We start from the raw sequence: 376 nt of genomic DNA, 5'->3' as shown, positions 1-376 counted from the left end.
AACAGCCAGCGATAGGGGGTATCGGCCTGCCACAGCTGGTACAGCGCGAGCGGATGGGCGAGCAGCAGCAGCCACCAGCTCAGCGTCGCCAGGTGCTTGAGCCAGGCCTGGCGCTGTTCGTTGCGAAAGTTGAGCAGGCCGAACGCGCCGGGCAGGAAGGCGAAGATCGCGCCCATGGCGAGGGCCAGCGAGGCGCAGAGTTTCAGCAGTATCTCCATGAATCGTGTCGCTCCCGTGATGCGTAGGTGCGCAGCATGCCTGCTCGGTCGCCCGGGGGAAAGTTCCCCGTCCCTTTGATGGTCCGTCATTCATCGCGCTTGGGTCACCGCGCACAGGCCCGTTGCAGGGCGCCATTCATCCTTTCGAGCGACAGATG

1 protein-coding gene is annotated in these 376 nt (G+C 64.6%); it reads right to left on the bottom strand.

Features of this window, described 5'->3' with window-relative positions:
* Window positions 1-218: hypothetical protein (locus J0A65_RS26340; protein ID WP_206597135.1), on the bottom strand; the 218-nt coding region annotated here is incomplete at its 3' end.
* Between the last annotated feature and the right edge of the window lie 158 nt (window positions 219-376).

Origin of the sequence: Bowmanella yangjiangensis (assembly GCF_017255015.1) — a bacterium.
Lineage (GTDB): Bacteria > Pseudomonadota > Gammaproteobacteria > Enterobacterales > Alteromonadaceae > Bowmanella > Bowmanella yangjiangensis.
Note: the sequence above shows the minus strand (reverse complement) of the source record. Positions and strands in the feature narration are given on the sequence as shown.